The organism is Kitasatospora sp. NPDC047058 (assembly GCF_040643935.1).
Lineage (GTDB): Bacteria > Actinomycetota > Actinomycetes > Streptomycetales > Streptomycetaceae > Kitasatospora.
In genome coordinates this window covers 1-11,866 of sequence record NZ_JBEYVJ010000029.1, presented here as the reverse complement: position 1 = coordinate 11,866, position 11,866 = coordinate 1, and the positions used below count along the sequence as shown (strand labels likewise).

12 protein-coding genes are annotated in these 11,866 nt (G+C 75.2%); 5 read left to right on the top strand and 7 right to left on the bottom strand.

The genetic code is table 11. The features are described 5' to 3' along the window. Window positions 1-35 precede the first annotated feature (35 nt). The 3 genes from ABZ885_RS06955 to ABZ885_RS06945 are packed head-to-tail and all read right to left on the bottom strand — an operon-like array spanning window position 36 to window position 2,542. A complete protein-coding gene (locus ABZ885_RS06955) occupies window positions 36-833 on the bottom strand; it encodes a hypothetical protein (RefSeq protein WP_360184208.1) in 798 nt (265 codons plus the stop codon). Between the two features lie 51 nt (window positions 834-884). Then, the gene (locus tag ABZ885_RS06950) at window positions 885-1,637 is read right to left on the bottom strand and encodes a hypothetical protein (RefSeq protein ID WP_360184205.1); all 753 of its coding nucleotides are present in this window, start codon (window positions 1,635-1,637) and stop codon (window positions 885-887) included. Beyond that, window positions 1,634-2,542 carry an ABC transporter ATP-binding protein gene (locus ABZ885_RS06945; RefSeq protein WP_360184203.1) on the bottom strand — a complete coding sequence of 303 codons (909 nt, stop codon included), beginning with the start codon at window positions 2,540-2,542 and terminating at the stop codon, window positions 1,634-1,636. The genes ABZ885_RS06950 and ABZ885_RS06945 overlap by 4 nt, the downstream gene beginning before the upstream one ends. A gap of 206 nt (window positions 2,543-2,748) precedes the next feature. Here ABZ885_RS06945 and ABZ885_RS06940 point away from each other — a divergent pair, with 206 nt between their 5' ends. Both ABZ885_RS06940 and ABZ885_RS06935 read left to right on the top strand, forming a co-directional pair. Further along, window positions 2,749-4,014 carry a histidine kinase gene (locus ABZ885_RS06940; protein WP_360184200.1) on the top strand — a complete coding sequence of 422 codons (1,266 nt, stop codon included), beginning with the start codon at window positions 2,749-2,751 and terminating at the stop codon, window positions 4,012-4,014. Then, window positions 4,011-4,676 carry a response regulator transcription factor gene (locus ABZ885_RS06935; RefSeq protein ID WP_360184198.1) on the top strand — a complete coding sequence of 222 codons (666 nt, stop codon included), beginning with the start codon at window positions 4,011-4,013 and terminating at the stop codon, window positions 4,674-4,676. Before ABZ885_RS06940 ends, ABZ885_RS06935 begins: the two co-directional genes overlap by 4 nt. A gap of 74 nt (window positions 4,677-4,750) precedes the next feature. Here ABZ885_RS06935 and ABZ885_RS06930 read toward each other — a convergent pair whose 3' ends face one another. From ABZ885_RS06930 to modA, 3 genes are all read right to left on the bottom strand, one after another. Next, window positions 4,751-5,818 (bottom strand): ABC transporter ATP-binding protein, encoded by a 1,068-nt coding sequence (locus tag ABZ885_RS06930; RefSeq protein ID WP_360184195.1) that lies wholly within the window; start codon window positions 5,816-5,818, stop codon window positions 4,751-4,753. Between the two features lie 199 nt (window positions 5,819-6,017). Beyond that, on the bottom strand, window positions 6,018-6,842 hold the full coding sequence (locus tag ABZ885_RS06925) for an ABC transporter permease (protein WP_360184289.1): 825 nt from the start codon (window positions 6,840-6,842) through the stop codon (window positions 6,018-6,020). A gap of 29 nt (window positions 6,843-6,871) precedes the next feature. Next, window positions 6,872-7,732 carry a molybdate ABC transporter substrate-binding protein gene (gene modA / locus ABZ885_RS06920; protein ID WP_360184192.1) on the bottom strand — a complete coding sequence of 287 codons (861 nt, stop codon included), beginning with the start codon at window positions 7,730-7,732 and terminating at the stop codon, window positions 6,872-6,874. Window positions 7,733-8,088: 356 nt separating this feature from the next. Here modA and ABZ885_RS06915 point away from each other — a divergent pair, with 356 nt between their 5' ends. Next, window positions 8,089-9,156 carry an RNA ligase (ATP) gene (locus ABZ885_RS06915; protein ID WP_360184189.1) on the top strand — a complete coding sequence of 356 codons (1,068 nt, stop codon included), beginning with the start codon at window positions 8,089-8,091 and terminating at the stop codon, window positions 9,154-9,156. 246 nt (window positions 9,157-9,402) lie between these two features. Here ABZ885_RS06915 and ABZ885_RS06910 read toward each other — a convergent pair whose 3' ends face one another. After that, window positions 9,403-9,828 carry a hypothetical protein gene (locus ABZ885_RS06910; RefSeq protein WP_360184187.1) on the bottom strand — a complete coding sequence of 142 codons (426 nt, stop codon included), beginning with the start codon at window positions 9,826-9,828 and terminating at the stop codon, window positions 9,403-9,405. Between the two features lie 358 nt (window positions 9,829-10,186). Here ABZ885_RS06910 and ABZ885_RS06905 point away from each other — a divergent pair, with 358 nt between their 5' ends. Next, window positions 10,187-10,852 carry an RNA polymerase sigma factor gene (locus ABZ885_RS06905; RefSeq protein ID WP_360184183.1) on the top strand — a complete coding sequence of 222 codons (666 nt, stop codon included), beginning with the start codon at window positions 10,187-10,189 and terminating at the stop codon, window positions 10,850-10,852. Between the two features lie 45 nt (window positions 10,853-10,897). Further along, a complete protein-coding gene (locus tag ABZ885_RS06900) occupies window positions 10,898-11,854 on the top strand; it encodes a hypothetical protein (protein WP_360184181.1) in 957 nt (318 codons plus the stop codon). Window positions 11,855-11,866 lie beyond the last annotated feature (12 nt).

Genomic DNA, 11,866 nt, shown 5'->3' with positions numbered 1-11,866 from the left:
CATCTGTTATCTGTCACCCGGCCCGCCGCGCCCCCTCAGGCCGTGTAGCGGCGGATCGAGCGCAGGCCGCCGTACGCGGCCGCGGCGGCCCAGAGGGCCATGATCAGCAGGCCGGTCCAGTAGCCGTAGTGGACGGTCGGGTCGGGCTGGGTGCGCATCGCGTACAGGCCGGCCCGGTCGGGGAGGAATTGGCCCAGCTCGCGTACACCGGGGATCGCGGCGAGGAAGGTCGTGCCGAGGAAGACCATCGGGGTGACCAGACCGAGCGCGGCGGTGAAGTTGCGCAGCATGGCGGTCAGGCCGAGGCAGAACACCACCAGCAGCGGGTGGTAGAGCACGCCGGCCACGAAGCTGCGGCCCATGCCGGGGACGGAGAGGTCGAGGCCGACGGTGCCGGCGACGGCGAGGAACGAGCCGGCCGTGGAGATCAGCCCGACGAGGAGCCCGAGCGCGGTGCCGAGGGTGAGCTTCGCGCCGTAGAGCCGTCCGCGCTGCGGGACGGCGGTGAGCGAGACACCGATCATGCGGGTGTTGAACTCCTGGCCGATCAGCAGGATCCCGATGCAGGCCACGGCGACGTGGCCGAACAGCAGGCCGTAGTAGATCCCGCCGGCCTGGTCCTCACCGGGCGTGTGGTCCACCTCCCCGTAGGCGGCGTTGACCGCCAGGGTGATGCCGGCCGTGAGGGCGACGGCGACGAGCGGGGCGATCCACTGGGAGCGGAGGGTGGTGAACTTGACCAGTTCGGACCGGAGGACGGTGAGGGCGGCGGTGGTACGGCCGCGGCCGGTGGTGGCGGCCGTGGCGGCCATGGCGGTGGTGGCGGTCGTCATCGGGAGCTTGCCTTTCCCGGGGTCGGAGGGTGCGGGAGGTCGCAGGAGGGGTCAGGCCGCGTAGCGGCGGATCGAGCGCAGGCCGCCGTACGCGGCCGCGGCGGCCCAGAGGGCCATGATCAGCAGGCCGGTCCAGTGCCCGTACGCGACGTTCGGGTCGTCGGCGTAGTGCAGCGCGTACTGGCCGGCCCGGTCCGGGAGGAACTGGACCACCTGCCGCACGCCCGGGACGCTGCCGAGCAGCGGGGAGAGCAGGAAGACGGTGGGCACCAGCAGGCCCATCGCGGCGGTGAGGTTGCGCAGGACGGCGGTCAGGCCGAAGCAGAACACCACCAGCAGCACCGGGTAGAGCACCCCGGCGGTGGCGCTCCGGACCAGGGCGGGCCCGCCCCAGCGGCCCGGCACGGAGACGGCGTAGCCCGCGAACGAGCCGGCCGTCCCCGCCAGGCCCGCGCCGAGCGCGACCAGCGCGCCGAGGGCGAGCTTCGCGCCGTAGAGCCGTCCGCGCTGCGGGACGGCGGTGAGCGAGACGCCGATCATGCGGGTGTTGAACTCCTGGCCGATCAGCAGGATCCCGAAGCAGGCCAGGGCGGCCTGGCCGAAGTTGAGCCCGTAGTGGATCCCGACGCCGGGGTCGTCGGTGAGGTTGTGGTCCTTGCCGCCGAGGGCCGCGGCGAAGGCGGTGCCGAGCCCGGCGGTGAGCAGGACGGAGAGCAGCGGGGTGACCCAGAGCGAGCGGAGGGTGGTGAACTTGATCCGCTCGGCGCGCAGGACGCCCGCCGCCCCGGCGGCCGGGACGCTCATGCCGCCACCGCCCGGTACTCGACGCTGTCGGCGGTCATCCGCATGAAGGCCTCCTCCAGGGAGTCCTGCTGGACGGCGATCTCGTACAGCACCACGCCGTTCGCCGCGGCCAGGGCGGCGATCTGCTCGGGGTCGGCGCCGCTGACCTCCCAGGCGCCGCCGTCCACCTGCTCGGCGGCCAGGCCGGAGCCGCGCAGCAGGGCGTCGAGCTTGGCCGGGTCGACCGCGCGCACCCGGACCCGGGTGCGGCCGTGACGGTCGATGAAGTCGGAGGTGGCGGCGTCCGCCAGCAGCCGCCCGCGGCCGATGACCACCAGGTGGTCGGCGGTCAGCGCCATCTCCGTCATCAGGTGCGAGGAGACCAGTACCGAGCGCCCCTCGACGGCGAGGCCGCGCAGCAGCGTGCGGATCCACCGGATGCCCTCCGGGTCGAGGCCGTTCACCGGTTCGTCCAGCATCAGCACCGGCGGGTCGCCGAGCAGTGCGGCGGCCACGCCGAGGCGCTGGCGCATGCCGAGCGAGAAGCCGCGGATCCGGCGGCCGGCCGCGTCGGCCAGGCCGACCTGGCCGAGCACCTCGTCCACCCGGCGCTCGGACAGTCCGTTGCTGGCGGCGAGCCAGCGGAGCTGGCCCCGGGCGGTGCGGCCGCCGTGCAGGGCGTGGGCGTCGAGCAGCGCGCCGACCTGCCGCAGCGGGTCGGCCAGTTCGGCGTACGGGCGGCCGGCGACGAGGGCGCGGCCGGCGGTCGGCCGGTCCAGGCCGAGGACCAGCCGCATGGTGGTGCTCTTCCCCGCGCCGTTCGGCCCGAGGAAGCCCGTCACCACCCCGGGCCGGACCTCGAAGCTCAGGTCGTCGACCACGCGCGTCCCGTCGTACTCCTTGGTGAGGCCCTGAACCTGGATCATGGCTGCCCTCCCGCTCTCTGCTCGTCCGTGCTCCGCCGGCGCTCTGCCCGGCCGGCCGCGGCGCCCGCCCCGTTCCCGGTCGGTCCCGCCGTCGATGACACCCATTCGACCCGACCGGCGCCCCGGGCGGATCCCGCCCGGGAGGGGATCCGGCTCCCTCTCGGGAGGGAGGGCACCGTACTCCGCTGACCTGGCAGGATGGCCGGATGCCCCGGATATTCGCGCCCCTGCTGAGCGCCGCCACGTACGCGCGGTGGCTGCACCTGACCATCGGACTGGTCTTCGCCGGCGTCGTGTTGATGGTGTATCCGGGAACGGAGGGGAGCGGCCTCGGCGAGGTCCTGCTGCGCGCGGTCCCGGTGGACACGGTGCTGCTGGTGCTGGCCGCGCTGCTCCCGGCGATGCGGCGCGCGGAGGGCGTGCAGGCGCGGTTGCTGCTGATGCCCGAGCGGGAGCAGGACATCGCCGCCGAACCCTCCCGCACCTGGACCGACCTGCGGCGGACGGCGGCCTGGCTGGTCGGGCGGGTCGCCCTCGGCACGGGTGTCGGAATCCTCTCGGTGCTGCTCCCGGCCGCCGCCGTCGACCTGCTGCTCCGGCCGGACCCGGAGCTGTTCGGCCTCCGGCTCCCCGCCGCGGACGGCGCGTCCTGGTACCCGCTGCTGGCGCCGGTGCTGCTGTTCGCGCTCGGCTGGCTGGTCGTCTGGGCCGGACGGCTCCAACTCGCCATGGCGGTGAGCCTCCTGGGGCCGTCCCCGGCCGAGCGGCTGGCGGCGGCCGAACTGCGCGCCGAACGGCTGCTGGAGCGCAACCTGTTGGCGCGTGAGCTGCACGACTCCATCGGCCACGCCCTGACGGTGACGGTCATTCAGGCCGGAGCGGCGCGCGAGGTCGGCGACCCGGCGTTCGCCGCCAAGGCGCTCGAAGTCATCGAGGAGACCGGCCGGCAGGCGATGGAGGACCTCGAACGCACCCTCGCCCTGCTCCGCGACACCGGCGAAGGAACGGGCGACGGCACCACGCGCACCGGCACGCGGACCCGCACGGCCGACGACGCGGGCGACCCCCGTGAGCGGCCCGGCGTCGACCAACTGCCCGCGCTCTTCGACACCGCACGCGCGGCCGGCAGCCAGGTGGAGGCGAGGCTCGACCTCCCGTCCGGGCAACTGCCCGGCGTGCTCTCCCGCGAGGGCTACCGCATCGTCCAGGAGGGCATCACCAACGCCCTCAAGTACGCGCCAGGCGAACCGGTCAGCGTCCGGATCGCCCTGCGCGACGGCTGGTTGGAGATCCGCTGCGCCAACGCGCTGGCCGCCGCCGGGGCGCCCGTCCGCAGCTCACCGCGCCGTGGCGGCAAGGGACTTCGCGGGATCCGCGAGCGGGCCGTGCTGCTCGGCGGCGAGGCCTCGGCCGGCCCCGAGTCGGGCGCATGGGTGCTGGCCGTCCGGGTGCCCCTACGCTTGGGCGCGTGATGATCGACATTCTGCTGGCCGACGACGAGGAACTGGTCCGGGCCGGACTGCGCGCCGTCCTGGAGGCGCAGGGCGACCTGCGGGTGGTCGGCGAGGCGTCCGACGGCGCCGAGGCCGTCGCCCTGGCCCGCGAACTGCGCCCGCACGTGGTGCTGATGGACGTCCGGATGCCGCGGACGGACGGCCTGGCGGCCACCCGGGAACTGGTCCGGGACGGTGCGGCGCCCGGCGGGTACGCGCCGAAGATCCTGGTCGTCACCACGTTCGAGATCGACGACTACGTCTACCAGGCGCTGCGCGCGGGCGCCGACGGCTTCCTGCTGAAGCGCACCCGGCCGACCGAGATCGCGCACGCCGTCCGGCTGGTCGCGGCCGGCGAGTCGCTGCTCTTCCCCACCGCGATCCGCCGCCTCGCCGCCGGCCACGGCAACCGGGAGGCGCGCGAGTCCATGGCCCGCGCCGCGCTGACCGAGCGCGAGGCCGAGGTGCTGCGCCTGGTCGCCCGCGGCCTCAACAACGGTGAGATCGCCGACCGGCTCTTCCTCGGCGTGCAGACGGTGAAGACGCACGTCAGCAGCGTGCTGGCGAAGCTCGGCGCCCGGGACCGCACCCAGGCGGTGATCGCCGCGTACGAGTCCGGGTTCGTGTCACCCGCGGACTGACCGGCCGCCGAGCCGACGCCGGCCCGGCGCACACCGGGCAGGACGGGCCCGCGCCGCCGGGCCGGGCGTGCGGCTCAGGCCGGGTACGCGTGCGTCTGGGCGGCCTTGACCGTCGCCCAGACCGTCGTACCGGGGGCGAGGTCGAGTTCGGCCGCCGCGGCGGGCGTCAGGTCGGCGGCCATCGACAGCGCGCCGGCCAGGTCGGCGCGGACCTGGTCGCCGTGCAGGTCCAGTCCCGCGACCTCCAGCTCCCAGACGTTGCGCGCGCTGGACATCGGCTTCTCCCGGTACAGCGTCACGGCGGACGGCGGGAACGCCACGAAGGCCGGGCCGGACAGCTCCTCCGTGGTGGCCAGCACGGTGCCGTCCGCCAGCGTGACCTGGTGGCCCTCCGCGCTGCCCTGGTACAGGTTGAGCCCGACCAGGCGGGCGATGTAGTCGGTACGCGGCCGCCGGGCGATCTCGGCCGGGCTGCCGGACTGCACCTCGCGGCCGGCCTCGATCACCACCAGCCGGTCGGCCAGCACCATCGCGTCCAGCGGGTCGTGCGTCACCAGCACCGCCACCGCCTCGAACTCGGCGAGGTGGCGGCGCAGTTGCGAGCGGACGTCGAGCCGGGTGCGGGCGTCCAGGGCGGCCAGCGGCTCGTCGAGCAGCAGCAGCCGGGGCCGGGCCGCGAGCGCCCGGGCGAGCGCCACCCGCTGCGCCTGGCCGCCGGAGAGCCGGCCCGGGCGGACGCCGACGTGCTCGGCCAGTCCCATCCGTTCGAGCCAGCCGGCCGCCTCGGCCCGGGCCTCGCGCTTGGGCCGGCCCTGGCACCGCGGGCCGAAGGCGACGTTCTCGAGCGCGCTGAGGTGCGGGAAGAGCAGGTAGTCCTGGAACACCACGCCGACCGGGCGCTCCTCGGCGGGCGTGTGCAGGAGCTGCGCCGGGTCCTCCAGGACGCGGCCGTCCAGCCTCAGGTGGCCGTCGGTGAGAGGGAGCAGCCCGGCGAGCGCGCGCAGGGCGGTGGACTTGCCGGCGCCGTTCGGGCCGAGCAGCGCGACCACCTCGCCGGGGCCGGCGGTGAGCGCGAGGTCGAGGCTGAAGGCGGCGCGGTCCACCCGGAGCCGGGCGTCGAGGGCGGGGGCGGCGGCAGTCACGGTGTGGGCGTCCAGGGGGGAACGGAGGTCGGGGCGGGGGCGGGGCGCAACAAGGAGCGGAACACAGGGCGGAACACAGGGCGGAACGCGGCGCGGAACACCGAGCGGTACCGGCGGCGGAAGGACCGGCGGCGGAGGGAACGGCGGCGTCGTACGTCGGCGGGTCCGACGCCCCACACCGAAGACACCGTCGGCGCGGTCACGGCGTGGACAGCCAGCGGTCGCGCAGGCCGACCAGGACGGCGACCGAGACCAGCAGCAGCACCAGCGACAGCGCGATCGCCGCCTCCGGGTCGGACTCCATGGCCAGGTAGACCGCGAGCGGCATGGTCTGCGTCCGGCCCGGGAAGTTGCCCGCGAAGGTGATCGTCGCGCCGAACTCGCCCAGTGCCCGCGCCCAGGCCAGCACGGCGCCGGCGGCGATGCCGGGCGCGATCAGCGGCAGGGTGACCCGGCGGAAGGCGGTCAGCCGGGAGGCGCCGAGGGTGGCGGCCGCCTCCTCGTACCGCGGGTCGGCGGCGCGCAGCGCACCCTCGACGCTGATCACCAGGAACGGCATCGCCACGAAGGCCTCGGCGATGATCACGCCGGTGGTGGTGAACGGCAGGGTGATGCCGAAGGCGGAGTCCAGCCAGGAGCCGACGATGCCGCGCCGGCCGAGCACCAGCAGCAGCGCCACCCCGCCGACCACCGGCGGCAGCACCAACGGCAGGGTGACCAGCGCCCGGACCAGGCGCCGTCCGGGCAGGTCGGTGCGCGCCAGCAGCCAGGCCAGCGGCACCCCGAGCACCAGCGACACCCCCGTGGCCGCCGTGGCACAGACCAGCGAGAGGCGCAGCGCCTGCCACACCTCCGGGCTGGTGAGCTGGTCGGACATGCCGCCCCAGGGTGCCCGGACCAGCAGTCCGACCAGCGGCAGGATCAGGAAGGCCACCCCGAGCAGTGCCGGGAGCAGCAGCGTGACCGGGACGCGCCGCGTGCGCCGCCGCCGTCGGCGCGGCAGGTCCGCCGCCGGGGCTGCCACCCCGTCGGCGGACCTGGTGGTGCGAGGGCTCACGGCGCCTGGAACCCCGCCGCGGTCAGCACCTGCCGGGCCTCGGGCGACTGGATGTAGGCGACGAAGGCGGCGGCGCCGTCCTTGTTCGGCGCCTTGGCCAGCGCCGCGATCGGGTAGTCGTTCACGGCCTTGGCGGCCTCGGGGAAGTCCACGCCGTCGATCTTCGCAGCATCGGCCTGCACATCGGTCTTGTAGACCAGCGACGCGTCGACCTCGCCGAGTTCGACCTTGGTCAGCGCGCCCTTGACGTCCTGCTCCAGGGTGACCGGGGTGAGCTCGACGCCGGCCGCCTTGAGCGCGGTCAGGGCGGCGGCGCCGCACGGCACCTCCTTCGCGCACAGGGCGACCTTCACGCCGGGGGCGGCGAGGTCCTTGAGCGCGGCGACGTGCTTGGGGTTGCCCTCGGGAACGGCGATGGTGAGCGTGTTCCTGACGAAGGTCTTCGGCTCGCCGACGGCGCCGCCGGCGTCGGTGACCGTCTTCATGGTGGCCGGGCTGGCGGCGGCGAAGACGTCGGCGGGGGCGCCGGAGTTGATGCTGGTGGCGAGGCTGGAGCTGCCGCCGAAGTTGAACTTGACCTTGGCGCCCGGGTTGGCGGCCTCGAACTTCTTGCCCAGGTCGGTGAAGCTCTCCTTGAGCGAGGCGGCGGCGAAGACGGTGATCTCGCCGGACGCCTTGGGGGCGCTGCTGCCGCCGGTTGCGGCGCCGGTTGCGGCGGCGGACGCGCCGGCGGAGGTGCCGTCCGAGGCCTTGGTGCCGCCGTCGCTGCCGCAGGCGGTGACCCCGAGGCTGAGAGCGAGGGCCGCCGCGGCGGCGACGGCGAGTCTGCGGGTGCGGACGGTGCGGGTGGAGCTCATCGGTGTTTCCCCTCCTGGACGCGCCGGAAGGGGCGCGGGGATGCTGCCGCAACTGCGGCCGGTACGTCGATCATAGTGCCGCAAATACAAGCGGAAAATCGTCTGTCTCATTGCACAGGCAAGGAGCATCACGGGTGACTGCCCCGCTGTCGGAAGGCTCAAACCGCCTGGTGTGCAGCCGAGGCGCCGGCCGGCCGTCCGGGCCCCGGCGGCCTTGCGCGGTAGGCGGGCGGTCCGTGCCGCGGCGCCGGCGGGCCCGGGGAAAACCCTTCGCGCCCAGGCGCCCGGGCCGCCAGAGTGGTCACCGTCCGTACGCATGACCGGCCGGTCGGCCGTTCCGGGGGAGGAGCACACCCATGTCCACACTGCGCGTCACCGCCGAGCGGCTGACCATCCTGGCGCACCCGAACGCGGATGCGCTCGAACTCGCCCAGGTCGGCCTCTACCGGGCGGTGGTCGCCAAGGGTGCCTACCGGACCGGCGACTACGCCGTCTACATCCCCGAGCAGGCCGTGCTGCCCGCCGCGCTGATCGAGGAACTGGGCCTGACCGGGCGGCTGGCCGGGAGCAAGGCCGACCGGGTGAAGGCGGTGCGGCTGCGCGGCGAGCTGTCGCAGGGGATCGTCTGCCGGCCCGGCGCGCTGGCCGGTGCCGACCTGGCGTCCGCGGCCGGGAACGGCGAGGACTTCGCCGAGCTGCTGGGCGTCACCAAGTGGCGGCCGCCGGTCCCGACCACGATGAACGGCGACGTGGTCAGCGCGCCCGACCTGCTGCCCTGGGTAGACATCGAGAACCTCAAACGCTTCCCCGGCATCTTCGAGCCCGGCGAGCCTGTGGTGCTGACCGAGAAGGTGCACGGCAGCTGCTGCCTGGTCACCTACCACGCCGCCACCGGCGAGGTGGAGGTCTCGTCCAAGGGCATCGGCTCCCAGGGGCTGGCGCTGGCCGAGGACGGACGCAACCTCTACTGGCGGGCGGTGCGGGCGCACGGCATACCCGAGGTGGCCGCCCGGCTGGCGGAGCGCCTCGGCGCCGAGCGGGTCGGCATCTTCGGCGAGGTCTTCGGCGCGGGCGTGCAGGACCTCACCTACGGCGGGTCCGGCCGCACCGAGCTGCCCGGCTACGTGGCGTTCGACGTCTCGGCCGTGCTGGACGGGCAGCTGCACTGGCTGCCCGCCGCCGAACTGCTGGACGGCGAGCTGCCGGTGGTGCCCGAGCTGTGGCGCGGACCGTTCGACCCGGACACCGCGCTGGCGCTCGCCCAGGGGCGGGAGACCGTCTCCGGGCGGGAGCTGCACCTGCGCGAGGGCGTGGTGATCCGCCCGGTGACCGAGCGCTACAGCCCGGTGGTCGGCGGCCGGGCGATCGCCAAGGTGGTCAGCGACGCCTACCTGACGCGCAAGGGCGGTACCGAGTACGAGTAGACCGCCGACGGCAGAGCCGCCGGCACGGGCAGGGGGGTGGTCGCGGCGGGATCCGCGGCCGCCCCTTCCGTGCACCTCTGCGCCCTCGTGCGCGCTTCAGGGCCGACGCCGTCGCCGGCCGACTGCGGTGCGCGGCGGCAGCCAGGGGCGCCGGGGAACAGGGGCGGAAGCGGAAGCGGAAGCAGAGGGGTGCCGCCCCGCGGGGCGGCACCCTCGGTGCGCTGCGGACGCCGGCCGGCCCGGGCGTCAGCCGCGGGACTGGAAGACGACCCGGGTCCAGCGGGAGCCCGGGCAGTTGCCCCAGACCGCCCACGGTTCGGGCCGGGCGCCGATCCACAGGCCGGTGCTGGACGTGCCGTTGGCGCAGTAGGTGATGGTGCGCAGCTCGCCGGAGTAGATCCGGCAGCTGCCCTCCCAGCGCCAGCCGTAGTTCGCGGTGATGGTGCAGTGGTAGGAGGCGGTGACGGCTGCGGCCGGGGCGATGCCCGGGCCGGCGGAGATGCTCTGGCCGACGGAGATGCTCTGGCCGGCGGAGGTGCTCCGGTGGGCGGAGGCGCGCTGGTCGGCGGGTGCGGCGGCAGCGGCCGGCAGGGCCGTGGTGCCGAGCACGCCGAGGGCGGCCGCGGCCGCCGTCCCGAGCCTGACGATGTTCCTGGCGATGCGACCTGACACGGTTCCTCTCCTCACTTGCGGTGTGCCTGCCCCGGCCCGGATGGCGACCGGAGCGGCAATTCCCTTGCCCCGTAAGGCCGGTGACGCATTGCACACGAATGACTGCGCACGGTGGGATGACGAACTATGATGTGATGTGCGTCACAGGGCGGTTGCCGGCCGGATCGTCAACCGCGCCTTCGGGGTGCCGATTTCCGAGGGGAGCGGCATGGAATCCACCGGTCGGAGCGGAAGCGGGCGGGAGTCGGGCGCCGCCGTCGGTCACAGCGGGGCAGGTCCGGGCGGGGGAGCCGGCGAGTGTGCGGCCGATGGTGCGGCTGCTGGGCGCGCCGACGCCGACTGCGCCGAATTCCACCGGGTGTTCACCGAAATCCTGCCCCGGCTCCGCCGGGCGGCCGTTGCGCTCGGCGGAAGTTCGTTCGCGGCCGACGACGTCGTGCACGACGCCTATCTGCGGATCGCCCGTCGGCCCGAGCGGTTCCTCGGCCACCCGCAGCCCTACGCCTACGCGTTCACCACGATGGCGAACATCATGCGCGACCAGTGGCGCCGGGAGCGCCGCCGGATGGCCGTGGTGGAGCCGGTCGAGGCGGAGCGTGCCCGGGCGGAACCGTCCGGCGAAGGGCTGGGGGAACTGCAGGCGCGCTGGGAGGTGCTCCGGCTGCTGTGCGGGCTGACCGCCAAGCAGGCCCGCGTGGTCGCACTGGTCGACCTCGACGGGTACACGGTCGATGAGGCGGCCGCCCTGCTGGGCCTGCACCGGTCCACCCTGGCGGTCACCCGCCGCCGGGCGCTGGTCCGGCTCCGCGTCCTCGTCGAACACGAACGCGAACACGAGAACGAGCGCGAGAACGGGCACGAGAACGAGCGCGAGAACGGGCGCGCACGCGAGCGCCGGGGCGAACGCGCGTCCGAATGCAGGGGTGACCGCGATCGCGAGCCCGGGGGCCGCGACCGTGAGCGCCGCGCGCGCGGCCGGGGCCGCCCCGCCGGCTCCCGGGCCCGACCCGACGCACCGAACTGACGGCAAGTCAGCTGATGCGCCGCCCCGACCCTTACGCTGCGCATCGTGATCACGTACCAGGAGCACCGGCTCCGCACCCTGGTCGAGGGCGGCCGCTGGCCCGAGCTGCTGGCCGCCTACCGGCGGGCCCGGGCCGCCGCCGTGGCGCAGGTCGGCGAGGAGCGGGCGGCGGCCGAGACGGCGCCGCTCGGCCACCTGATCGCGTACTCCGCGCCGCCCGAGCTGGCCGTGCGGCTGTTCGGCCCGGACGGCGGTCCCGGCACCGCCGCCGGGGTGGCCGACCACGACGCCGGGCCGCTCTGGGAGGTGCTGGCCACCCGGCACTCCTGGCTGCGGCTGGCACCGCTGCTCGGCCCGGCACCGGTGCGCCGACTGGTCGCGCACACCAGGGTGCTGGTCGGCGAGGACCTCTCGTACGGCGCGGAGCCGGACCCGGAGGGCGTCCCGCTGGTGCTGGAGCCCTGGGAGTCGGCCGGCTGGGGCGAGAACTCCCGGGTGCGCGACTACCTGCCGCGCGGCGGTTCGCGCAGTGCGGTGCTGTCACTGCCCGCCACCCGCGAGGGCCTCGGCCCCGTGCTGCTGCCCGCGCCGGCCGGCCGGCTCCGCGGCCAGCGGGCCACCCGGGCGCTGGCCGCACTGGCGGAGTGGGCGGAGGTGGTGTGCGTCCGGGGCCCGGCGCCGGAGGCGGCCGCCCGGCTGACCGCGGCGCGGCGGGTCACCGGCGGCTACCTGCCGTTCGCGATCGCCTGTCCGGCGCTGTTGCAGGCGGGGGCTGCGGACCGGACGCGGGGTTCGGCGGACGGCCGGCTGGCGCTCTGGCGGGCGCTCGGCGCCATGGCCGGGGGCGACGGGCCGGACCGGGCGGGGGTGAACGCGCTGGTCGCCCGGATGCGCTGCTTCACCTGGTGCGACCCGGCGGACGGCCTGCGCCACCTGCACCTCGCGATGGAGGACCCGGCGACCGGCCTGAGCTGGGCGGTCAGCGGCTCGGACGAGCCCTGACGCCGCGCCGGC

Bases quoted from the DNA above. Each gene is read 5' to 3' on its own strand.
- ABZ885_RS06955 (WP_360184208.1), bottom strand. From the start codon at position 833: ATGACGACCGCCACCACCGCCATGGCCGCCACGGCCGCCACCACCGGC.
- ABZ885_RS06950 (WP_360184205.1), bottom strand. From the start codon at position 1,637: ATGAGCGTCCCGGCCGCCGGGGCGGCGGGCGTCCTGCGCGCCGAGCGG.
- ABZ885_RS06945 (WP_360184203.1), bottom strand. From the start codon at position 2,542: ATGATCCAGGTTCAGGGCCTCACCAAGGAGTACGACGGGACGCGCGTG.
- ABZ885_RS06940 (WP_360184200.1), top strand. From the start codon at position 2,749: ATGCCCCGGATATTCGCGCCCCTGCTGAGCGCCGCCACGTACGCGCGG.
- modA (WP_360184192.1), bottom strand. From the start codon at position 7,732: ATGAGCTCCACCCGCACCGTCCGCACCCGCAGACTCGCCGTCGCCGCC.
- ABZ885_RS06915 (WP_360184189.1), top strand. From the start codon at position 8,089: ATGTCCACACTGCGCGTCACCGCCGAGCGGCTGACCATCCTGGCGCAC.